Source organism: Pseudomonas sp. KH_046_2, assembly GCF_057838985.1.
On the sequence record NZ_CM174480.1, the window covers coordinates 4,099,253 to 4,121,317 of the forward strand.

Consider the following 22,065-nt stretch of genomic DNA (forward strand, 5'->3'; position numbering starts at 1 on the left):
TGTTCAGAGGGGCGTTACAGAAGGCAGGCGTCCTTGCCCTGGAGGCCGGTTAGAGCGATGCCTCGATCTTTTTTGCTACGCCTTCATCCACCCAGGCATGCCAAACTTCCGGGTGTTCCTTGAGGAACATCCTGGCCAGCTTCGGCGACTCGATGCGTTCCCGGGTCATCCTGGCCAGATTCTGATTCAGCAGATCGATGGGAATGTTGACCTTCTCCAATACTGCGACCAGCTCGGGCGCCTGTTCATGAAACGCCTTGGAGAGCCCGACCATGGTGATGACGTCTTTGTTGGCCCCAGTCTTTTCTTCCAGTCTTATCGCATCGATCTGTCCCATCAACGGGGTCGGTGACCAGTAGTAGAACAGTACCGGTTCACCGCGTTTATAGCTGGACAGGACCGCTGCATCCAATGCCGCACCAGTGCCTGGACGGAAGTTGATGAAGGTGCTTTCAAGACCGTATTCTTTCAGCATCTCGGTATTGTCCTGTTCGCAGATCCAGCCAGCGGGACAGTTGTAGAAGCGGCCTTTGGACGGTTCCTCCGAGTCTTTGAAAACGCCCGGGTACTTGCTCAGGTCGGCGACTGTCTTGAGGTCGGGTGCTTGCGCCGGTCTATTGCGTTTTGCGTCCCCCTCCACGACATAGCGCGGCACATACCAGCCTTGAGTCGCACCGACGATCGGAGCGCCAACCCCGACGACCTTCCCGGCTGCCGCAGCCTTCTTCCAGACTTCGCTGCGCTCCATCCACTCTTCGCCAAACACTTGAATGTCGTTGCCGGCCAGCGCGGTCTCAAGAATGATGGTGTTACCCACCAACTGATCCGTTGCGCAGCCGTAGCCTTCCTTGAGCACGATCATCATGATGTCGGTGAGGAGCATCCCGCTCTCCCAGTTCAACCCGGCAAATTTCACCGGCTTGCCCGATTCACACCATCCCGAAGCCTGGCTTGAAGCACTACCAACGAGCAAGCCGAGGGTAAGTAACGAGGCCAGCAAACTCTTCCTGTTTTTCATGATCAGACGCTCCGAATCGTTATTATTGGGGGCAGCGAACTGTTGTGTGCGACACAGGAACAAACGAGCCCATCTGATTCAGCATGGACAGGTACGCGCGCAAACACGTGAGGCAAAGGCGTGAATCAATTGCTTTTATTGTTATGGGCGAAACTCAGACTGCCGGGTCAACCGAGGTACGCCCGTAAAACAATTGCCGGGCATAGGCACTGAACTCGACATTGGGCTGGTCCACGTACGCAAACACCGCGTTGAGCCTCAGCCTGTCCCCTTCCACCGGCGTGACCCGGTGCAATGAATAGCGGCCACGGAACAATGTCAGGGTGCCAGGCACTTGAGGCAGAACCTCTATCTGCTGAGTTTGCGGGTCATCGAGGAATTCCCTGACGGCGTCATAACAATCGTCGTTTTCATTGCGCAGCATGCGCACGTACTCAAAATCCCCGCCAGCGTTCGCCGCCTGAAGGGACAGCGTGACGCTGAAGTCGGAACGATCAAAGTGCCATCCCAACTCCTGTCCAGCCGTGAAGCCCTGCAAGTTAAGGGCGGCCAGTGGGTCGGCATGACGATAGAGCGTGTCCAGGTCCAGGACATCCTTGATGAAAGCAAGGACTTCGTCCGATCCGTAGATCTGCCGGATCAAATGGTCGGCGGGAATATCGGCATAAGCCACGGTGTCTTTCGCAGTGTTCATCAAGCGTCGTAGCGGATGTTCCGGGTCAACGCTTTCGTCCTGAGGTTTGAAATAAACCGTGTGGTTTTCCCGAAAATGAAACATGCGCGAGTGCAGTGCAAGTGTCTGTTGCGCCATCGCGACAACCGATGAATCACGAACAAAACCCGGAAAGATCGCTACACCCTCTTGTCCCAGCAAAGACTGACTGTGCGTGACCAGTTCGAGATAAGCGGGGCTGGTGCGATCGGTAATGGGGTAACGCTCGAGATCAATGATATCGCTCAGGGTTAGCGCAGGTGTGAAAGGCAGGGTAGTCATTTTTGTTGGTCTCCGGTGGCTCTGCTGGATTCAGATTGCATCGGCACCAAAAACAAGTCACGCTCATAATTTTACGCAATTTTGTGAATTATTTTCAGGTCGCACGACAATGAGACTGACGCTGGATCATCTGGTGATGTTGCAAACCCTGGCGGAAGTCGATTCGATAACCGCGGTGGCCGAGCGTTTATGGCTGACCCCTTCAGCCGTCAGTCACCGCATACGCGAAGCGGAGCGGCGGCTGGGTGTGAGCCTGACGGAGCGATCAGGTGGAAAATTACGACTCAGCCCTGCCGGGGTGCGTCTGGAGCGAGCCGCCAAAGACATCATCGCCACACTCAATGAAGCCGAGTCCGAAGCCCGGTCCATGGCCGGTGGCGTCACAGCGTTTGTCCGTATGGGTGTCACCTCCTACGGCCCGTTTCGCTGGATTCCAAAATTCATCAAGCACTACTCGAGTCTTCGGCCCGACATCGAAATCACACTGGTGACCGTGCCCCGTAACGACGTTTACGCGAGCCTGATGCAAGGTCGGCTTGATGTGTCCATCATCGATGACGGCATGGTGCCCAGTGGCGTAGCAAAACTGCCGCTTTTTCGGGACGACCTGATTGCGATCATGGCGACCGATCATCCTCTTGCAAGCAGGAAAAATATCTACGCGGAGGACTTCAAGACTTACAACCTGGTGACGTATTCAACCGATCGCGCCAGTGGCTGGGAATATGACCGGTTTTTCGCTCCCGCCAGCATCCTGCCGCGCCGCATGATCACGGTGGAGTTGATCGAAGCCATCGTTGAACTGGTTCGGTCAGGATACGGAATCAGCATATTGCAACGGGATCTGGTGACCCCCAGCCTTGAGCGTGGGGAGCTTGCGTGGGCCGCCCTGAATGACGGCCTCGACATCGCCTGGAACGCCATTGTCCGCCCCTCGGAACGAGAGGACAGTGAGGTCAACAAAATGGTTACAGAGCTTGATACCTGGATTAAAAATTCAGGAAAACCTGAATACAGCTAATCCTTGGTTAGCGCGTGAAAATGGTTTCTTTGGGTCGATTACAGTCTTTCGCGACAGGCAGAGATCGGCTAAGAGCTGCCTCTCAGCAGGCGCCATAAACACTTCGACTCGCATTCATGGAAAGTGGACGTGAACCGACTGGGTGGATCATTTCGGTTTTAGCTCCAGGACAGGAGATTTAGGCGCTTAGACCTCACGAGACACGTTTTAAGTTTCTCGCAAAGAGCCACACGCATACGAAGGTGAACCCCATAAGCTATGATACGCCGCATATTGACCAGGCGGAGGAGCGCGACCGTGATATCGAAAGTTGCTAAATCAGATGATTCAAAGAAGGCAGCGGCTATTAAACCCACGATCAAATCTGAGACTTGGTTTCGTAAACTGATTCGCAAAATTCAATGGCGCGCACATTGGCTACTCCCTAATATCATTTCAGCCGTGCCAGGAGACGATTCAACATTCTATAAAGAGTCAGATGTCAAATCCAATCTAGAATCCCGCGTTCCCGATACCGAAGAACTGCGGGTTCAATTTATATGGGGCGCAGAAGTTTATGGTCCGTCCGAAACTGACAGTCTGTGCGAAAATTTGGCACGCTTGAGATGGACTGCAGGTTCGGGCTCCGGCAAGCGCGGCGGGGCCGCTGACTGGGTTCGTCGGCAACGTTCATACGGTGAAGGGGGCTGGTATAATGTAGGGACGGTCGCAAGTCCCAGTGATAGACATAAATTCATTCTTCCTACTAACGAACTCCGGCTGCCTGAAAAAGTAGATTACTTGATAGTCCAAATCTTCCAACTAACACCAGCTCTCACGTGCGTTGTTGTAGGCTTCGCACTTAAGGAAAATCTATCAGTAATTTACGAGTCCGAATTAAAAAAAAGCAGGGTTGGCCACTTCGAATGATTTTCAAAGCGTAGCACCTTGAGACTCTCGCCAGACCAACTAAAAAATCGCTCTATTATCAAATCGAGAGAAGCAGTTCGGAGCATCGCGCAAACTTGGTTCCAGTCAAACCTTCCGGGATACTTTTGCAGCTCTGACATTCATCGCTTACCTACTGCCGAACTTATTACGACTGCCACCGAACCGCTCCTCCCTGGAGAAAATGTTAGATTTAATGCTAGCGAGCACTGGAAGAGTATTATTGCATCTTCTCCCCCATATGACGTTTGGAGTAGCCCAGACGGAACAGGGGTTCGATTTACAAGCGACCGCAATGGATTGAAAGATGAGCCGCTTCATCTTATTGTTTCCCTTTGCAAAGCAGATGTATCAGATGATGTAATCAAATACAGGGGCAAAAGAAGCAACAGGGTCTTCATATCACACAGCGCAGATCTAATGGCAGGAATAATTAGTAATTTTGCAAGCATAGGTTTCCTAACGGAAACCCTAAAAAACATACGGCTGAGCCGAGCCTCGCTAGAAATCCATAAAGTAAACCGGGGTAAAGGGCTACATGCGCTGGAAAAAATTCAGGCATTTTTCGACCGGTCTCTTGGTACACCCGCGATTGCAGCGGAACTGCGAAGCCGGTCAGAGCATATGCTTAATTTTGTGCATGACTGCAGTATCTTTACTGCCCCCAATTGGCGAGCGGGTGATTCAAAACGTACGATAGCAGAAGAGCTTTGTGGATATTCAAACTCCCTTGCAAAACAAGTAATAACTGAAGAGCACTCCTTGCGTGAACATCTAGAGCAACTCTCAAGTATTATCAGTGTTCGAGAGAGCATCAAGGCTCAACGCAGGATGGAGGTTCTGACAATCGGTGCACTACTAGTAGCGGTTGCCTCCATGGCGATAGCGGTCATTCAAAACTCCGAATGGTCCAAAGCAATGGCAGTATTTTTAACCAACTTACTTAGCATTTGAGCCCCCCACAAAAACAATAGACTAGAGCTGCATCCTCGACATCCAGAACAATTGGGGAGGCGCTCCCTTAACTTGCATTTCATGGGTAGCAGCTATGGACCGTCTTCTGCCGGTCAAGAATCGCACTGTGAAAAACCAGTGCAGATGACTAGTCCGGTCGAATTCAAATGGGCGGGCAAGTCCGTGCAATTGCCCCTGCTACAGAGTGATAGGTTTAACAGACCGACCAGTGTGGTGGCTTGTGCCGCGTTATCGGTGAATGCTCCCGCATCGCTCGGACTCGGCGCCGGCCCCGGGACATGAGTATGGCCGGCCAGTTGCGTGTTCATTGCCGTCACCAGATCGAGCAAGTCGCACAGGATCTGCAGCACGTTCACCCCTTTCCGATCCCACCCAGGTCTTTTCCGCCACACTGCGCCGTAGGCCAGTGATGCGCTCTTCCATATCTCCACCCACCGAAGCATTGAGCTTCTGCCCCACAACCAGATTCAGGTCACGACCGGTGGCTTGATGCAGGTCGTCCACGGCCGCGAGACTGGCGGAACCGCCCGAGAGCAGCTTGAGCGAGCCCAAGGCCTCGATCTTTTTGATGCCACCCACTGACTCGATGCTGTGGTCATCCACGGTCACGCTGTGGCGCAGCCAGTTGCCATCTGCGTCGACGCGCTGTTGTACCGACTCGCTGTGTTGCCAGACCTGATCGCCTTTGGGCAGATTGGGTCGTTTACTGCCCTTGGCGACAGGCAACAACCGGCCAATTGCTGCCTTTCGCGAAGAGCTACCGATTATGACCGGCAGTTCTCGAAGCCAAATGGTCCGTAACTCCGGCGAGTAGTGTTACGGAACTGAATCTGACCTACATCTCGTATTCATCGTGACGATAGGACGTAAAATATCGGGCACGATTTCAGTAACGCAAGGGGCACTGGTTCAATGTGATCTATGCTCACTGGAGTATGAGTTTTAGCCTGCCAGAGAGTAACGGAGCAATGAATCGCAGCTGCACCCAAATGCTTCAATCTAATCCTCAAACTGGTAAACGCCAGGCGATAGGAGGGGAGAATGACAGCCATGCCAGCGATCTTCATTGGCCACGGTTCGCCCATGAGGGTTTCCCTTTCCTAAGCTCATTTCGTAACACTTGAATTGCACAATCGCGTCCCTGAGGGTTGGGACGCGCCCCCCTTGCCAACCCTAAGGAGCGATGAATGCGTGTGCGTTCAGCGATAATTGATGACTCTGACATCATTAGCAAAATCGCAAAGGATACCTTTTCGATGGCGTGCCCAGCAGACACTCCAAGAGAAGAATTAGAGCGTTACATCAGAGAAAATCTAACTCCATCGTGCTTTCAGGTCGCGTTGACCACCTCAAATCAGGAGGTGATGGTGCTAGAGAAAGCCGGAGATGTCGTTGGTTTCAGTTTGATCGACTACACACCAGATCGATTAGGGATCGCACTGGCAGACGGCATTCCTGAGTTGAAACGATGCTATGTCGCTTCAGAGCATCATGGCACTGGCGCTGCGCAGTACCTACTAACCGCAACGCTTGCTGTTGTTTCCAATCGCATCCGACTCACGGTGAATGATCAGAATGCCAGGGCCATAGGCTTCTACCAACGTAATGGGTTTCAAACAGTGGGAGAAACAACCTTTCAATGCGGCAAGGATATCCAACGAGATTTGGTTATGGTGCGCGAGTGGAATGAGTTGGTGTAACTGTTGCCGAAATCATTTGGGTTAGTATCTTGCTCACCAATGATGCGGCAACAAGTCCTCAATTGTCCTTGCCCGCTAAGTCTGAAGACGATTGAGAGCGTCTTTCAGATACACGTACGGATCATGCCCATTCAGCCGCGCCGATTGGATCAATTCATGATCGCGGCCGCGCGCTTGCTACGCTGACCTCTTCCATGGAGGAATCACAATGTCGAACGCAGACCTACTCCCTTCGCTGCTCTTCAAGATCAATCAGAACCAGCTAGCCCTCGAAGCCGCGATCATGGAGTTGACGCTGTGGATCGAAAAGCGTGGCGCGGATGAGGTTGGCGGCAACGTACGCGGAGCGCTGGCAACGATCAGTAAGAACGAAGAGTTCATCAACATGACGTTAGCGATACTCATGACGTCTGAATGACCTCTTCCTGACAGACAGCAATCGGCCATTACCGGTCAGTCGTGACAGGTATTGGATTAACATCCCTCCATCTCAATGCCACATTTTTCGCATGTCATGTCGCACATAATCGAGTACCTGCGACAGAATCGCGCGACATCGTAAAGCCATTACGATCAGGCCCGAATGTGTCGTCGCATAAGTCAGGACTTAGCTACAGCGTTGATCTTCTTGTTTGCATAATGATTGAGCTAACGGACGCGCTTCAGCCCGTCCAAGTTAGCGCGCGAACGATTTGAACCAGTTGTTCACAAACACTTCACTACAACAAGATTGCTTTTTACGTTACCGTAGAAGCAGTCCGTAATAGCGAACTATTAGCGCACAAATCTAGAACGGAATATCTGCATCGAAATCAACTGCATCTACCTTTTTATTTGCTTTGTGAAGCAACTCCTCATTTTCGAGCAGGTAATCTATCCCGTCGGCAGTTATTGAGAATGCATAATATTCAGAGCCATTGTACTCGTGATCTATAGCGATACTCTTATCTAGAAATCCGACCCTTTCTAGCTTAATCGCCGCTAAACTCAGTATCCCTTGCTCAACCCCTTTCAGATCGTTGAATGTACTCCATACAGATACACCATCCGGGGAGCTAGCGTAGCTTTCAAGAACTTTTGCCAATAGACGATGCTCAACGTCGCCAAGTTTATAATTGTATCCAGCCTTCCGACGCGGTTTTGTCTGAATATTTAGATCCTGTGAAAGCAAGCCTAAATTTGCCACTTCCTTCTTGATTAGTACACATGGGTGATTTACAGCGGCCTCTAAATTTCCATCAGACCTTTCACCATTGTAATCTGCGGGTGTCAGACCCAAAAGATCAGTCGGAAAATGCAGCTCGGTGTCTCGAGGTTTAACGATGAAGCATCGCTCTTTACCTAAAGTACCGACAAATAGGCCAAGCTCAAAAAGCACATTATCTCGGACGATGTGCTTTTGTTGGTCTCTGATTTCTGCAATATCATCTGGTGTAAAAATGAAAATTGCGAAATCCACTGATTCCGCCATTTTTACCAGGGAGTCAATCGTGTTCTGAGAAAGGTTAAACCCATGTTTCCAAACCGTTACCTCAGCCTGATGATCTAGGTTTACGTTGAATGCATCAGCCACATCCAAGCTTTCTACCGCTGAAGCTATAAATATTCTTGGTTTTCTCATATGACTTCCTTAAAAACTCGACTCAGGCTGACCGCTAACGTGGAGCTAACCGGCAGAAAAAGCGCAGCTTTTGGACGTCCAGCGAGCGAAGTGAGCGATAGTTAACCGCATTGTCACACGTTGAACTGGCCAAGAATAAACGTAAGCGCTCCATGAAGTACACCTACCGCCAGGTGCGGTTCTCGTTTACGCATGGCCCTCCCACCCTTGGGGCGTAAGCGTCCAGCCAACACACCTTCCGAACTCCAGCGTTAAGGGCGATGGTGTCCGCGTATTTTTAAGCGGACGCGATCGCCCTTAACGTCAGGATTTCCATGCGCCAACGAAGCTCTTACCCGAAACCGTTCAAAGCCCAGGTTGTTCAGGAATGTCTGCAACCGGGCGCAACCCTATCCAGCGTTGCCATCAGCCACGGCATCAATGCCAACGTTATCCGCAAGTGGCTACCGCTTTATCGAGATCAGCTACCAGCGGCGTTGCCGGCTTTCGTTCCGTTGAAAGCTACGCCTAAACGGCAGGTGGAAGCGTTGGCGACCATTGAGTTGCCGCTTGGCGAGCAATCGATCACAGTGAAATGGCCAACGTCCGATCCTGAAGGCTGCGCCCGCTTTGTCCGTGGACTCACTCAATGATTCGCATCGACGCCATCTGGCTTGCCACCGAGCCCATGGACATGCGTGCCGGTACTGAAACGGCGCTGGCCAGGGTGATCGCGGTGTTCGGTGCGGCGAAGCCGCACTGTGCTTATCTGTTCGCCAACCGCCGCGCCACTCGTATGAAAGTGCTGGTGCATGACGGGATTGGCGTCTGGCTGGCTGCTCGCCGGTTGAACCAAGGCAAGTTTCACTGGCCCGGTATTCGGAATGGCTGCGAGATGGAGCTGGATACCGAGCAACTTCAGGCCTTGGTGCTCGGTCTGCCTTGGCAGCGCGTTGGGGCGGGCGGTGCAATCACACTGCTTTAACGCCCGCCATTAGCCCATTGGTCTATCGCCGCAAACGGCTTGCTCTGGCAAAATTCGCGGCATGACTTCATCGCCCAATCTCGACCAAATGTCCCCAGACCAACTGCGTGCCCTCGCGGCGCAGTTGCTGTCCCAGGTTGATTCTCTCGGGCAGCAGGTCGACCGGATGGGCAAGAAGAACGACCGCGACCAAACCATCATCGAGCAGCTCACCCACGAAATCGCCTGGTTCAAACGTAACAAGTTTGCCAAGCGCAGCGAGCAACTGAGCCCTGCCCAAGGCAGCCTGCTCGACGACCTGCTCGACACCGACATCGCGGCCATCGAAGCCGAGCTGAAGGCGCTGAATCCGCCGGCTGCGCCGGCCGAACCACGCAAGCAGCCCAAGCGTGTTTCCTTGCCAGCGCAGTTTCCGCGTACCGTGATTTATCACGAACCCGACACCACCCAGTGCGCCTGCGGCTGCCAGCTCCAGCGCATCGGCGAAGACGTCAGCGAGAAGCTGGATTACATCCCGGGCGTGTTCACCGTCGAGCAGCATGTGCGCGGGAAATGGGTCTGCCGCAAATGTGAAACGCTGAGTCAGGCTCCGGTTCCGGCCCAGGTCATCGACAAGGGCATCCCGACCGCAGGGCTGCTGGCTCACGTGATGGTGGCCAAGTTCGCCGACCATTTGCCGCTGTATCGGCAAGAGAAAATCTTTGGCCGCGCCGGCCTGGCTATCGCCCGCTCGACCCTGGCGCAATGGGTCGGCCAAACCGGTGTGCAGCTCCAGCCCTTGGTCGATGCGCTGCGCGAAACAGTGCTTGCTCAAGGTGTGATCCACGCTGACGAAACGCCGGTACAGATGCTCGCGCCGGGCGAGAAGAAAACCCACCGTGCTTACGTCTGGGCCTACTGCACCACGCCTTTTTCGGCGCTCAAGGCAGTGGTGTACGACTTCAGCCCGAGCCGGGCGGGCGAACATGCACGCAATTTTCTTGGCCAGTGGAATGGCAAGCTGGTTTGCGATGATTTTGCCGGTTATGTTGCGGTCTGAGTTATGTTGCGGTGGTAAGAGGCGCCGCCTCCCAATCGGGAGTTCGGCGCAAAAAGTGGCACATAAATTCATGTTACAGCCCTCGCATGAACGCCATGAGAGATGCTGAACTCGGTCGCAGGCGCACAGCCTCAGGCACATTTGTGACGTCCAAACATGCAAGCGCCTTGGCCTTCATTTCGAGATCGACTTCCGCGTAGATGTGGGTTGTGTCCAAGGAGACATGCCCCAGCCAGGCCCGAATTGTATTGATATCGACCCCGGCTCTTAACAGGTGAACGGCGGTCGTGTGTCGAATAGTGTGCGGGCTGATGCGCCTGCCTTGCATGGAATCAACCCACTTGCCGGCTGCTCGTCCATACACCGACACAACGCGATGGATGCCGAATCGAGTCATGGGATTCCCGGCACGACCTATGAATACGCGATCCTCTGTTCTGCGTTCGACGATGAGTGCCCGCAGCGCTGTAGCTGTTACTGACCACAGGGGGCAGACGCGCCATTTGTTTCCCTTACCCAGAATGCGCACGGAGGGTGAAGTCCCAAGTTGCAAATTACCAACGCTGAGGCAGGCAGCTTCGTCAGCGCGGGCGCCGGTGTTGTATAGGAACAGCAAAATCGCATAGTCCCGTGCACCCTGGCTCGTAGCCCGATTAGGTGCCCGGAGCAGAGCCTCCACTTCTGGCTTGTCGAGGTAGTGGATGACTGCCTGGGTAGTTTTTTTGAACGGGATAGAACGGATCTCTGTGCACCACGCCAAATGCTCTGGCGATCGCATAGCAATGAAACGCCCTAATGAATGAATCGCGCAGAGCCGCTGGTTGCGCGTGACGATGCCACAACCGCGCTCGTGTTCGACGTGTTCAAGGAATGCGCGCACGATGGCGGGCGATATGTCGAGCACCGTTAAATGGTCGATTGCCACCGAGGCTCGTCGACTGACAAATGGAAGCAGGAGCGTCAGCGTGTCGCGGTAACTGATCTGGGTGTTGTGGGATAGGTTGCGCTCGGCGACCAGATACTCCAACAAGAAGCGACGTACCCATGCCCCGAGGCGATTGCGGTCAATCATGATCAATCTCCTGGCCTGAATAAATGGCAAATCGGCGACTCGCTTCGTGCAACAGTTCGGGAGTCATATGCAAATAGCGCTGGGTCGACCTTATGTCGACATGCCCCAAATACGTTGCCAATTGCGGCAATAGCCGCTGTACATCCTTACCGGCGCGATACCATCCCAGTACACGATGAACGGCGGCTGTATGCCGCAGATCATGGAGGCGCGGTGGCCGTAGCTCGCCAGTTGGGCGAGCAATACCTGCCGCCAAACGAACACGTTGGAACACAGTTATGACGTATTGGTAGTTCAGGCGATGGCCAGTACGAGTGCACAGCAGGGCAGAGTCTTGGCCCAGTGGAAGTGCCAGCGCGCAACGTTGTCCTAGATAGACTCGCAGTTTCGATGCCAGCCTGGGCCCAATCGGCACCAGTCTTGTCTTATAGAACTTCGTGTCACGAACGGTGATGATTCGCTGCTCGAGGTCGACGTCACAGAGATTTAGTCTGATCGCCTCTCCGACGCGCAACCCTGCACCGTAAAGGATCAGCAGGAGGGTTCTGTATGTCGCAGCTTGAAGGCGACTGAGCGAGGTACTCAGTATGACGGTGGCATCTAACAAGTGCTGTATTTCTGCGGTGGCATAGACATAGGGAGTCTGTGCCGGTGGAAACTGTGGTGGTCGTTCCGGCAGGGGCGAGATCGTTGTGTGACCACGTGCGATTGCGAAGCGATAAAAGCTAACAAGTAATCCTCGCTTCGTCTTCCACGTAGCGCTTAGCTCACCGTGCCCATGCAGAAATGCGGCTACTGCCTCTGGAGTAACTTCGGGCAGCGGCAGGTTTCCAGTCTCACGTGCAAACTGACGTAGTACTCTGGCACTGCTATTCAGGCCCACGCCTTGGGCACGACGGACAGCCACGTAGGCATTGACTACGTCCAAGGTTCTCATAGCAGGTCTCCCAGGTCGAAGTCACCGACTTCACGTAACGAGACCAGATCAACCTTGGTGTACGTCATTGTCGCCGACGTGCTGCGGTGGCCCAGGTGGTCGCCAATCTCCTTGAGGCTCAGCCCATTGGCGAGCAGCCTGGCCGCGCATGCATGTCGCAGCGCGTGCGGCCCCAAATGTGCGACTTGTATGTTGAGCAGACGCAATCTGCCGCTGACGATGTTGTATAGGCCAGCAGCGGAGATGGGGACTCGCGGCGCCCGAGTTCGGATGAATATCTCAGGGTGCAGTACCTTCGGACGCACTGTGTCGACGTATTGCGCTAATGCCTCAGCCACTGTGAACGCCAATGGATAAACCTGTGGCTGACGGCGCTTCAATCGCCAAATATGCAATTGGCCAGCAGCCCAGTCGATCTGATCCAACCGGAGTGCGGCAACTTCTCCCCGGCGTAAACCGTAGACGGCGAGAAGCATCAGGATGGCTCGGTCGCGCACATCGCGTTCAGAGCTTGAATTTGTAGTTGCGAGTACTCGCTGAACATCCTCCCAGCTCAGTGCATAGGGAAGTGACTCTAGGGCGTAATGTCGCGGGGCGCGGATCGAGTCGGCCAATGTACTGCTGCATGCTCCCTGCGTTGCCGCGTAGCGCAGGAATACCCGCAACATTGTTGCGACGTGCCCTGCCGAAATTCGCGACCACCGTTGCGCACCGTAGGTGATGAAGTAGGCATCAATATCCTCGGGGCTAAGCGTCGAAAATCTGCGGCCTGTGTTGAAGCACCAGCGCAAAAAGGTTGCCGTTCGACTGCGCCATTGACTGATGGTACATGGTGTCAACCCGCGTTCATCCCGCATCCACGAGACGAAAAGCTCAAGATTCTCCTCGAATGGAATTGGCTCCGCCGTTGGCTCTTGCCACCAGCCCAGGAACTTAAACCAAGGTCTTGCGGTGTTTATCAACGTCGTAGCAGTTGCAGGAGAATTGGCCGGCAATGGCCCTTCGTGAATGATCTGGCGCAGCCGTGACGAATTGATTGCATTGAGGTCGCTTGGCTGCACCCGTTCGGCGATCCAAAGCAAGCAGCACGCCTTCAAGTAAAGGGAGGCATGCGTACAGCCCTGCTCAGCACAGTGCTGTAGATATCGCTCGCGTTCAGCGGCCAGCGATCCCACACGATGGCGTTTACAGGCAGCGTTTGAAGAATAGATATTCTCGAACATGGCAGACACTCCAGGTGATGAGGGTCTACCAAGGCGCTGCAACTTATGTTGCGTCAATCACCTATCGACAACAGAGAAACTGCCTATTCGCCCGGTCGGGATCACATAACTCAGGCCGCAACATAACCGGCATTATGTGTTGCAACACATAATTGCGGCTACAAAGCCAGCTTCCAGCAAGGCATCACGGAAATCGGCTGCCTGGCCCACGCCCGCCGCAAGTTTTTCGATTTGCACGCGACGAATAAAAGCCAACTGGCTGAGCAGGCGCTGCACTCAATTGGCGGGTTGTACGAAATTGAACGGCAAGCGCGGGAAATGACCGACGAAAATCGCTGGCGAATACGCCAGGAAAAAGCAGCCCCCCTGATCGACGCACTGCATACCTGGATGTTGGCCCAGCGCGATCTTGTGCCCGAAGGGTCGGCCATCGCCAAAGCTCTGGATTACAGCCTCAAACGCTGGACGGCACTGACTCGATATCTCGAGGACGGGGCTGTGCCCATAGATAATAATGCGGTCGAAAATCAGATAAGGCCGTGGGCACTTGGACGCTCGAACTGGTTGTTCGCCGGGTCGCTACGCAGCGGTAAGCGGGCAGCTGCGATCATGAGCTTGATCCAGTCAGCCCGCATGAATGGGCATGATCCTTATGCGTATCTCAAAGATGTGTTGATGCGCCTGCCGACGCAGCGGGCAAGTGAGATCGACCAACTGCTGCCGCATCAGTGGGTGCCGGCCTAACTTACGCAAGGTGAGTTGGGCAGACGCTTACCTTGGGGCTCCGAGCGACCTGGCTAGTCAGGATGGGGAACTGACTTTTTGTCAGGCACATAAAGCTACTGGCTACTATTGCCATTAACTCGGGAGTAAGCGAGAGCCGCTTCCTAACGGCTCATCCTAACGGTAAATACCATAAATCCCGATATGCGCAGCCCCTCGCTCGCTTACCTTAGCTCGGTTTACCGACCGCATTGGGTGTTTTTTTGAATGTCGTATCCGTCAGCTTTGAGTCGAATCCGGTCGATACAGACCACGCAGCTCGGCCAGCAATTCGCCGGCCTTGGTGTAGCGTCAGAGTGCGCTCGGCGTTTAGCCTGGCCCAGCTCTGAGTTGAGCGTGGGTCAGGCCATATGTCTATCCGAAATTTAAGAATTAAGAGGCGCTTCTACGATTGGAGAGGTGGTGGCGGTGGCGGTGGCGGAGGGGCCGGCACGAGTCCCATCAGATCAACAATTTGACTTGCGAGATCAGGCTCAACAGCTGTTAGAAATTCGTTCGCTAGCTTAACGTAAAAGTCATAAACATCGTCATCGGAAATTATCCACCCCACTTGAGCGTTTTCTAAGGCTGCGTTGAAAAGCTTTGTTGCGTCGGACGCATCAAAATATCCCAAATAATTGGCAAGCTTAGAGATGGCCACATGGGTTGTAGAGAAGCTGCCACTCTCTTTTAGGTATTCAATCGCTTCATTTTTCTGGTTAATTACAGCTAAATACTCTGGGCTTTGTAATCGGTCCGGCACTTCCTCTGGCACACCGACGGCTGCCACTCTATGCACCGGAGGAGGTGGAGGAGGTGGAACAAGTATTGGAACAGGGGCTATTGGAGGTGGCGGCGGTGCGTCAAGGTCCATTGGCGGCGGCTCTGGGAGCTCAGGCTGTTGTACGAGTTTTTTGTAATGGGCAATTACGGACTTAATATTTGTATAGATGTGGAGAGATCCATCTTCTTTTTTCTTTGACCACTCCTCGGAAAGGTAGCGCTTGGCTTTGACTGTTCTTTTGTCTAGGTTTGCTAGAGGTGATGCATAGTCACCATCCTTAGAGACGATATGTAGATCTCCCACCGGTACATGCTTAAGTAGAACCTCCCAATTGTATCTGTCACCAACGCTTTCTCCTTTGCCCGGAGGATTACCTCGTTGGGAGCGCTCAATCGCAAGCTTAAAGGTTGCATCATCCTCGTCGTATTTTTGTGACTTATTGAAGATTTCAGTTATTTTTTTATCGACAGGCAAGTCATTCTGCAGCGCTAAACCTGTAGCGTTCGCTATTAAAGTCTTCTTTGCGGATTCTGCAATTTTTATAGCTTCCTGATAATTTCTGGCTGCCTCCGTTCCTCGCATGTGGTTTGGTACCGCATTGGGGAACTTGCTACTCTGGAATTCAGTGACAGCACCATGGAGCTTTGATTCTCGGTTTCGCTCAAACTCATTTTCTACCTGTTTTGGAAGATGCAAAACTATCTTGTTCGGACCGATATTTTCCAATAATTCATCTATGACTCCGTCGTCATCGTCGGGATAGGTGTAGAAATTCAAGAAGATATTTGTATCTATGAACAAATGCATCACTGGCATAAGCAGTTCCTTCGCTTGGAGTGTCAGGGCGATAGCTTCGATCATTTCACAGCGCTCCCCATCTGACTACAGGCCTTGGGCGTTCTGCAGCATGCCAACAACGTCCGGGTCGTCCTCGTTGATCCTCGTCCCGTAGTGCTGGCGGATCATGTTGCCGTTGTGTCCCTGGTGACCCACTGATAAGCGATCTTTAAAACATATTTATACAATGCAGCCGTCGTGAGCTTGCAGGAGGGCGTACGGCCGAGGCCGGAACGTCGGCTTTTGGCCGATTCTGTTGAAAAAGTCGGTACGCCTGTTGGCGCTGATTGAAAACTGACCCACCCTGCCGATTGAAAATTGACCCAGGGCGGATTGCTGTTTTTTGTCCCAGCAATTGTGAATAAGCTTAGCAGCAGTGTTCCGGTTGAACGGTCATCAAGCCCCACCGCATAAAGGCATGCGGCAGGGTGTTTATGGTGCAGATCAAAACGGTTCATCGTCCTCGATACCATCTTCGTCCTTGCGCTTTCGTTCACGTGATTTGATCTTTGTCTGCGCGGCCAGAGTGCTGTGTTGCAGGCGGTAGGACTCGTTGCCCGTTTCGACGATGTGACAATGGTGTGTCAACCGATCCAGCAACGCTGTGGTCATCTTGGCGTCGCCGAACACACTCGACCATTCCGAGAAGCTGAGGTTGGTCGTGATCACAATGCTGGTGTGCTCGTATAGCTTGGACAGCAGGTGAAATAACAGCGCGCCGCCGCTCTGGCTGAAGGGCAAATACCCCAGTTCATCGAGTATCACCAGGTCTGTCCGAAGCAGCCCTTGAGCGATTCGGCCACTCTTGCCGTCGTACTTTTCACGCTCCAGCAGATTGACCAGATCCACTGTGGAAAAGAAGCGCACGCGTTTGTTATGGGTCGTGATTCCGGACACGGCCAGGGCGCTGGCCAAATGTGTTTTGCCGGTTCCGGGCCCGCCGATGAACACGACATTCTGCGCGGTCTCTGTGAACTCCAAGCTGGACAGATCTTTGACCAGACGGGCATCTGCGCTGGAAGCGCCGAAGTCGAAGCCTGCCAAGTCACGATGCATGGGCAGTTTGGCCATGTTCATCTGGTGGTTCACTGAGCGTACGGCGCGATCTGCTTGTTCTTGTTGGAGCAGATGTTCGAGCAGCCACTTCGACGACGTCGTCGAGGCTTCGCCTTGAGAAGCCAGTTCTTCCCAAGCGCTGGCCATGCCATGCAGACGCAGCTCTTTGAGTTCCGCCATTAGGTCACGCATTGCGATTCTCCTCATCGGTTGTACGGAGCCGGTCGTAGCGCGCCGTATTGGCGACAGGCGCTACCTTGAGTTGCAGGTTGGTTTCTACGGAAGGAGGTGGTGCAGTGGAGGTCAGTCGAGCTAGAACATTCAGGATGTGATCGGCGCTCAAGCTTCCCGACTCAAGCACCAGTTCTACCGCCACGAGCACCGGGTCGAGACCGGCGATGGGCACAGCAGCCAGTACCTGCGTCATGATTCGATCACCGTTGCTGTGACGTCTCAGGCCCCGCTTGAGAAGCTGCAACGGCTTAGGCAGATCGGCAAACGGCGCGCCATTGCGCAGCGCACCGGGTTTGCGTTCGATGAGTGGGATGTAATGCTGCCAGTCAAAACTGACCTGATCTCGATCAAACAGACGCTCGTGGCTGGCGATCATAGTTTCATCGGCGATGACCACGATCCGAGAAGGATACAGACGGCTGCTGACCCACTGGCCGACGCGCTCGCAAGGCACCGAATATCGATTTCGCGCCACGCTGATCAGGCAGGTGCTGGAGACCCGCACGGTGCGCTCGACGTAGCCATCAAAAGCCGTCGGCATCGGCATCATTTCGACCCGCTCTAGCTCCAAGACCTCTGCCACCGTCAGCCCGTTGTACTGCGGATGCACCAGCTCGCTCCAGAGTGCACGACAGCGTTGGCCGAGCCAGGCATTCAATTCTTCGAAGGTGTGAAACATGCAGTCTTGAGCGTCGAGCCAGATGCGTCGTCTGCTGTCTTGCACGTTCTTTTCAACGATGCCTTTTTCCCAGCCCGAGGCGACATTGCAGAAGTCCGGATCGAACAGGTAGTGCGCGCACATCACGGAAAACCGAGCATTGACCGTGCGGCCTTTGCCCTTGTTAACCTTGTCGACAGCCGTTTTCATGTTGTCGTAGATGCCTCGACGTGGCACCCCACCTAACGCACCGAACGAGCGCGTATGGGCATCGAACAGCATCTCGTGGCCTTGGCTGGGATACGCAACCAACCAGAACGCGCGACTGGCGCACAGCTTCATGTGGGAGACCTGGATGCGTCGGAACAGGCCGCCGATCAGCAGACCTTCTTCGCTCCAGTCAAATTGAAAAGCCTCACCGAGTGCAAACGTCAGCGGCACAAAGGCACGTAACGATTTGCCTTGCTCACCGCGCCACGAGCGGATGAAGGCTGTGAGCTGGCTGTAGCCGCCGTCATAACCCTGGGCTTTGATCTGCTCAAAGAGTGCTTTGGCGCTCCTGCGGTTGTGCTTTGCCCGAAACGAATCAGCCTTCAGCGCCTGCTCCAGCGTCTCGTGGAATGGGCTGAGTTTGTTGAAGGTTACGCACCGCTGGTACGCCGGCTGAGTGGCTTCGGGTGCTCTGACCCATTTTCGGATGGTGTTTCTCGACAGCCCGGTACGCTTGGCGATCTGGTGCAGCGACAGCTTGTCGCGAAAGTACATCCTCCGAATTTTCCCCAACATTTCCATGCTGATCACCCTGTGTTCTCCTGCTCGGAAAGTGAGCAGAAGTAGTTGAACACCTGGGTCAGTTTTCAGTCGGCAGAACAGCCTTTACTGGGTCAGTTTTCGGTCAGCGGCAACATTAGCTCCTTAGCGGCGATTATCTTTTCGCGTTCCTTCAGTGAACGCTCTAAGCTTTTGAGCTCTTCTTCTTTTTTGTATACCCAGCTTTCCAGCTTCTTGCGCTGGTTTTCGTCGTATTCCTTCTTGAGCTCGGCCGCCTTCTCCATAAGCTCATCTGTCTTCTTACCTGCGCCTTCCTTGATTGCGCCGGCCTTTTCTCTTATGAATTTCAGAGTGTCCATTTTTGAAGTTTCCAAATTGATTCAGGGCTCACTCCAAGGCTGTGAATCGCAGCTTTGGTCGTTTGGCACCCTTCGTAACGGACCGGAGTCGGCTATTAGGAAGGCGCGTGCTCATGCAGGCCACAGAAAGATCAGATCATTGTTGGTCGGATGGAGCGGCGAAGCAGATTAAGGTTTTACAGTCTTGCAAAGCCGTACCGCAGAGGAGGTCAGTGCGGAACGGCCATCCAACCGGCACAACACTTGACCCAGAAGGCCCCCTGAGCGGCTCCGGGGATGGCACCTGCAATCGCGAATGGCACGACAAAAAACCAATTCGAAGAAATACTGCTCACGTGAAACCTCCGTGTCGTCTTGGTATACAAAGTGGAATAGTCGCACTTGGTGAGCAGAGAAAACAATACGGTCGTTGGCTCCCCATGCACGGTCATGCAGTTGTGATCGGCGCTTGCGGGCGGCTCGACGGGTATCTCGCCCCTAGGGCAGCTTCCGACCATAGCGAACGACTGCAATGGTCGGATACAGCCCTTGGTGACAGGCAGAGATCGGCCAAAAGCTGACTGTCACTCCAATGCCTAAAGCGCATTGATTTGCCTTTTGACACTGTCACCAGCGCGCGCGTACACGCGCTGTTTGCGCCTATCCCAACGTCGCCATCCATGCTTGCCAAAATCCTCGGTTATCAAGGACAGCTTTCCAAACATGTAAAACAGAGATAATGTAATTCCTATTACAAAATAAATTGCGATCTCTACATGAAGAAATGGCTGACTTTGATTCTAGGCCTACCCACCGCGAATGCCACCGAACGCATGCGCGCTTGGCGTGCCTTGAAAGCTTCAGGTGCTGCGGTCTTGCGCGATGGCGCCTACTTGTTGCCTGATACCGGTTTCTGTCGTGAAGTGCTGGCGTCTGTAGAGCGTGACATCCTGGCCATCAATGGCACCGCGCTCGTCCTGCCCGTCGTCGATCCTAATGGTGAGCGCTTTGTCGAGTGGTTCGACCGTAGCGATGACTACGGCAAGCTTCGTGCGGAGATCGAAGAATGCCGTGGACAGCTGAATGCTGAAAATGCGTTGGCGACGACCAAACAAATTCGTAAGCTGCGCAAAGCGTACGATCAACTGGTCAGCATCGATTACTTCCCAGGCAAGCCGAAGCAGCAGATCGATTCGGCGTTGCAGGAGCTAGAAACGGCGGTCAGTAGAGCCTTGTCGCCGGATGAGCCACACAGCAGCAACCAACCAATAACGGCACTCAATCTCGACGATTATCAGGGCCGTATCTGGGCAACCCGTAAACGTCCCTGGGTGGATCGTTTGGCTTGTGCCTGGTTGATTCGCCGCTTCATTGACCCCCTCGCTCAGATCCTCTGGCTGAACACACCACAGGACTGCCCGGTAGATGCACTGGGTTTTGACTTCGATGATGCGACCTTCAGTCATGTAGGCAACCGCGTGACCTTCGAAACCTTGCAAGCCAGTTTTGAGCTTGAAGAGCCCGGCCTAAACCGCATCGCGGCCTTGGTGCACTACCTGGATATCGGGGGCATTCAGCCGGTGGAGGCAGCTGGCATCGAACGTGTACTGGCTGGTCTGCGTGAAACCATTACCCACGACGACCATCTGCTGGCTGCCGCGAGCGCCATCTTCGACGGCCTGCTCGCCGGGTTTGTAAAAGAGGAACAACCCAATGAATAAGGTTTTCGCACCAGCGGTTGCAGAGGAATTGTCGAGGCCAACGCCAATCAGTTTGCGTGAGGCTTTCTGGTTCTGGTTGAAGCTGGGGTTCATCAGCTTCGGCGGGCCAGCCGGTCAGATATCGATCATGCACCAGGAACTGGTAGAGCGGCGGCGCTGGATCTCCGAACGACGCTTTCTGCATGCCCTCAACTACTGCATGTTGCTGCCTGGGCCAGAAGCTCAGCAATTGGCGACTTACATCGGTTGGCTGATGCATCGAACCTGGGGTGGCGTGATCGCCGGTGCACTGTTTGTGCTGCCCTCACTGTTTATCTTGATTGCTCTGTCGTGGATGTACATCGCCTTCGGCGAAGTGCCCGTTGTGGCCGGTCTCTTCTATGGGATCAAGCCCGCCGTGACCGCCATCGTGGTGCAGGCGGCCCATCGAATCGGCTCTCGAGCGTTGAAGAATAATTGGCTGTGGGCGATAGCGGCGGCGTCATTCACCGCAATCTTCGCGTTCAATGTCCCATTCCCGCTGATCGTGTTGGGTGCAGCTTTGATCGGCTATTTCGGTGGACGCCTGGCGCCTGAGAAGTTCAGAGCTGGCGGCCATAGCGCCGCCAAAAAGTCTTATGGCCCGGCGTTGATCGATGACGACACGCCATCTCCTGAGCATGCCCGATTTAGTTGGTTAAAACTGGTGCCGCTCGCACTGATCGGCGCCGCACTGTGGGCGTTGCCAATGGGGATTTTGACCGCCCTCTTTGGCTGGGAAGGCACCTTGACACAGATGAGTTGGTTCTTTACCAAGGCCGCGTTGCTGACCTTTGGTGGGGCCTACGCTGTACTTCCATATGTCTACCAAGGCGCGGTCGGTCACTATTGCTGGCTAACGCCGACGCAGATGATCGACGGTCTGGCTCTAGGAGAAACCACACCGGGGCCACTGATCATGGTGGTCGCTTTCGTTGGCTTTGTTGGAGCCTATGTCTTGCAAGTATTCGGTGCCGATCAAGTATTTCTGGCGGGAGCTGTGGCCGCCGCCCTGGTGACCTGGTTCACCTTCCTGCCCTCGTTCCTGTTCATCCTTGCGGGTGGCCCGCTGGTAGAGTCGACCCACAACGAACTCAAATTCACCGCACCGCTCACTGCCATTACGGCGGCCGTTGTCGGCGTGATCCTTAATCTGGCGTGTTTCTTCGGCTATCACGTACTTTGGCCGAAAGGCTTTAGCGGCAACCTCGACTGGCCCTCTGCACTGATCACCATTGCAGCGGCGATTGCCTTGTTCCGCTTCAAGCGGGGCGTCATCCAGGTGCTGATGGCCTGCGCGCTCGTCGGTTTGGCGGTACATCTGCTGCGCTAGACCGCACGAGTGGATTAACAGTCTTTGGCGGGCACCGGGCCCGCCAGATCACCCAGCCTACC

At 54.1% G+C, this 22,065-nt stretch carries 20 protein-coding genes and 5 pseudogenes; 12 read left to right on the forward strand and 13 right to left on the reverse strand.

The genetic code is table 11. From position 1 onward, the window contains the following. Positions 1-49: 49 nt before the first annotated feature. Together AC3IX1_RS18520 and AC3IX1_RS18525 are read right to left on the reverse strand one after the other, a co-directional pair. Positions 50-1,018, reverse strand: coding sequence for an ABC transporter substrate-binding protein (locus AC3IX1_RS18520; protein ID WP_223456360.1), 969 nt, complete (start codon positions 1,016-1,018; stop codon positions 50-52). A 154-nt stretch (positions 1,019-1,172) separates the two neighbouring features. Continuing rightward, a complete protein-coding gene (locus AC3IX1_RS18525) occupies positions 1,173-2,012 on the reverse strand; it encodes a HalD/BesD family halogenase (protein ID WP_489377367.1) in 840 nt (279 codons plus the stop codon). Positions 2,013-2,121: 109 nt separating this feature from the next. On the opposite strand from AC3IX1_RS18525, the gene AC3IX1_RS18530 reads away from it, so the two are divergent. From AC3IX1_RS18530 to AC3IX1_RS18545, 4 genes and pseudogenes are all read left to right on the forward strand, one after another. Next, a complete protein-coding gene (locus AC3IX1_RS18530; protein ID WP_489385295.1) occupies positions 2,122-3,033 on the forward strand; it encodes a LysR family transcriptional regulator in 912 nt (303 codons plus the stop codon). 297 nt (positions 3,034-3,330) lie between these two features. Further along, positions 3,331-3,942 carry a hypothetical protein gene (locus AC3IX1_RS18535; protein ID WP_489385296.1) on the forward strand — a complete coding sequence of 204 codons (612 nt, stop codon included), beginning with the start codon at positions 3,331-3,333 and terminating at the stop codon, positions 3,940-3,942. 18 nt (positions 3,943-3,960) lie between these two features. Continuing rightward, a complete protein-coding gene (locus AC3IX1_RS18540; protein WP_489385297.1) occupies positions 3,961-4,914 on the forward strand; it encodes a hypothetical protein in 954 nt (317 codons plus the stop codon). Between the two features lie 21 nt (positions 4,915-4,935). Next, a pseudogene (locus AC3IX1_RS18545) lies at positions 4,936-5,217 on the forward strand (hypothetical protein); the annotation flags it as partial. Here AC3IX1_RS18545 and AC3IX1_RS18550 read toward each other — a convergent pair. Then, positions 5,124-5,682, reverse strand: a pseudogene (locus tag AC3IX1_RS18550) (hypothetical protein); the annotation flags it as partial. The pseudogenes AC3IX1_RS18545 and AC3IX1_RS18550 overlap by 94 nt on opposite strands. A gap of 440 nt (positions 5,683-6,122) precedes the next feature. Here AC3IX1_RS18550 and AC3IX1_RS18555 point away from each other — a divergent pair. Continuing rightward, positions 6,123-6,635, forward strand: a complete 513-nt coding sequence (locus tag AC3IX1_RS18555; RefSeq protein WP_489385298.1) for a GNAT family N-acetyltransferase — start codon at positions 6,123-6,125, stop codon at positions 6,633-6,635. A gap of 75 nt (positions 6,636-6,710) precedes the next feature. On the opposite strand, the pseudogene AC3IX1_RS18560 reads toward AC3IX1_RS18555, so the two are convergent. After that, positions 6,711-6,814 (reverse strand): annotated as a pseudogene (locus AC3IX1_RS18560) (transposase domain-containing protein); the annotation flags it as partial. A gap of 29 nt (positions 6,815-6,843) precedes the next feature. Here AC3IX1_RS18560 and AC3IX1_RS18565 point away from each other — a divergent pair. Then, entirely contained in the window at positions 6,844-7,053 is a 210-nt protein-coding gene (locus AC3IX1_RS18565) for a hypothetical protein (RefSeq protein WP_489385299.1), read from the forward strand. A 369-nt stretch (positions 7,054-7,422) separates the two neighbouring features. On the opposite strand, the gene AC3IX1_RS18570 is transcribed toward AC3IX1_RS18565, so the two are convergent. Continuing rightward, positions 7,423-8,256 (reverse strand): TIR domain-containing protein, encoded by an 834-nt coding sequence (locus tag AC3IX1_RS18570; RefSeq protein ID WP_489385300.1) that lies wholly within the window; start codon positions 8,254-8,256, stop codon positions 7,423-7,425. Positions 8,257-8,570: 314 nt separating this feature from the next. On the opposite strand from AC3IX1_RS18570, the gene tnpA reads away from it, so the two are divergent. From tnpA to tnpC (AC3IX1_RS18585), 3 genes and pseudogenes are all read left to right on the forward strand, one after another. Next, positions 8,571-8,888, forward strand: coding sequence for an IS66-like element accessory protein TnpA (gene tnpA, locus AC3IX1_RS18575; protein ID WP_256453176.1), 318 nt, complete (start codon positions 8,571-8,573; stop codon positions 8,886-8,888). Beyond that, positions 8,885-9,220 carry an IS66 family insertion sequence element accessory protein TnpB gene (tnpB, locus tag AC3IX1_RS18580; protein ID WP_256453175.1) on the forward strand — a complete coding sequence of 112 codons (336 nt, stop codon included), beginning with the start codon at positions 8,885-8,887 and terminating at the stop codon, positions 9,218-9,220. Before tnpA ends, tnpB begins: the two co-directional genes overlap by 4 nt. Positions 9,221-9,281: 61 nt before the next feature. After that, positions 9,282-10,253: pseudogene (gene tnpC / locus AC3IX1_RS18585) on the forward strand (IS66 family transposase); the annotation flags it as partial. Between the two features lie 79 nt (positions 10,254-10,332). On the opposite strand, the gene AC3IX1_RS18590 reads toward tnpC (AC3IX1_RS18585), so the two are convergent. Genes AC3IX1_RS18590 through AC3IX1_RS18600 form a run of 3 tightly spaced genes read right to left on the reverse strand, consistent with a single transcriptional unit; the run spans position 10,333 to position 13,491 of the window. Further along, positions 10,333-11,331: a tyrosine-type recombinase/integrase gene (locus AC3IX1_RS18590; protein WP_489384668.1), complete on the reverse strand. Its 999-nt coding sequence runs from the start codon at positions 11,329-11,331 to the stop codon at positions 10,333-10,335. After that, on the reverse strand, positions 11,324-12,268 hold the full coding sequence (locus tag AC3IX1_RS18595) for a tyrosine-type recombinase/integrase (RefSeq protein WP_489384667.1): 945 nt from the start codon (positions 12,266-12,268) through the stop codon (positions 11,324-11,326). The genes AC3IX1_RS18590 and AC3IX1_RS18595 overlap by 8 nt, the downstream gene beginning before the upstream one ends. Continuing rightward, entirely contained in the window at positions 12,265-13,491 is a 1,227-nt protein-coding gene (locus AC3IX1_RS18600; protein ID WP_489384666.1) for a tyrosine-type recombinase/integrase, read from the reverse strand. The genes AC3IX1_RS18595 and AC3IX1_RS18600 overlap by 4 nt, the downstream gene beginning before the upstream one ends. A gap of 156 nt (positions 13,492-13,647) precedes the next feature. Between AC3IX1_RS18600 and tnpC (AC3IX1_RS18605) the strand changes: the two are divergent. Then, positions 13,648-14,235 (forward strand): annotated as a pseudogene (gene tnpC, locus AC3IX1_RS18605) (IS66 family transposase); the annotation flags it as partial. Between the two features lie 424 nt (positions 14,236-14,659). On the opposite strand, the gene AC3IX1_RS18610 reads toward tnpC (AC3IX1_RS18605), so the two are convergent. From AC3IX1_RS18610 to AC3IX1_RS18630, 5 genes are all read right to left on the reverse strand, one after another. Then, positions 14,660-15,898, reverse strand: coding sequence for a PIN domain-containing protein (locus AC3IX1_RS18610; protein WP_489385301.1), 1,239 nt, complete (start codon positions 15,896-15,898; stop codon positions 14,660-14,662). A 101-nt stretch (positions 15,899-15,999) separates the two neighbouring features. Next, positions 16,000-16,332, reverse strand: a complete 333-nt coding sequence (locus tag AC3IX1_RS18615; RefSeq protein ID WP_489388798.1) for a hypothetical protein — start codon at positions 16,330-16,332, stop codon at positions 16,000-16,002. Then, positions 16,319-17,122 (reverse strand): IS21-like element helper ATPase IstB, encoded by an 804-nt coding sequence (istB, locus tag AC3IX1_RS18620; protein ID WP_489385302.1) that lies wholly within the window; start codon positions 17,120-17,122, stop codon positions 16,319-16,321. Before istB ends, AC3IX1_RS18615 begins: the two co-directional genes overlap by 14 nt. Then, positions 17,115-18,614 carry an IS21 family transposase gene (gene istA / locus AC3IX1_RS18625; protein ID WP_178925292.1) on the reverse strand — a complete coding sequence of 500 codons (1,500 nt, stop codon included), beginning with the start codon at positions 18,612-18,614 and terminating at the stop codon, positions 17,115-17,117. Before istA ends, istB begins: the two co-directional genes overlap by 8 nt. Positions 18,615-18,706: 92 nt before the next feature. Beyond that, positions 18,707-18,952: a hypothetical protein gene (locus AC3IX1_RS18630; protein WP_489385303.1), complete on the reverse strand. Its 246-nt coding sequence runs from the start codon at positions 18,950-18,952 to the stop codon at positions 18,707-18,709. A gap of 755 nt (positions 18,953-19,707) precedes the next feature. Here AC3IX1_RS18630 and AC3IX1_RS18635 point away from each other — a divergent pair. After that, positions 19,708-20,652 (forward strand): chromate resistance protein ChrB domain-containing protein, encoded by a 945-nt coding sequence (locus AC3IX1_RS18635; protein WP_489385304.1) that lies wholly within the window; start codon positions 19,708-19,710, stop codon positions 20,650-20,652. After that, positions 20,645-22,003, forward strand: coding sequence for a chromate efflux transporter (gene chrA / locus AC3IX1_RS18640; protein ID WP_489385305.1), 1,359 nt, complete (start codon positions 20,645-20,647; stop codon positions 22,001-22,003). Before AC3IX1_RS18635 ends, chrA begins: the two co-directional genes overlap by 8 nt. Positions 22,004-22,065: the final 62 nt, after the last annotated feature.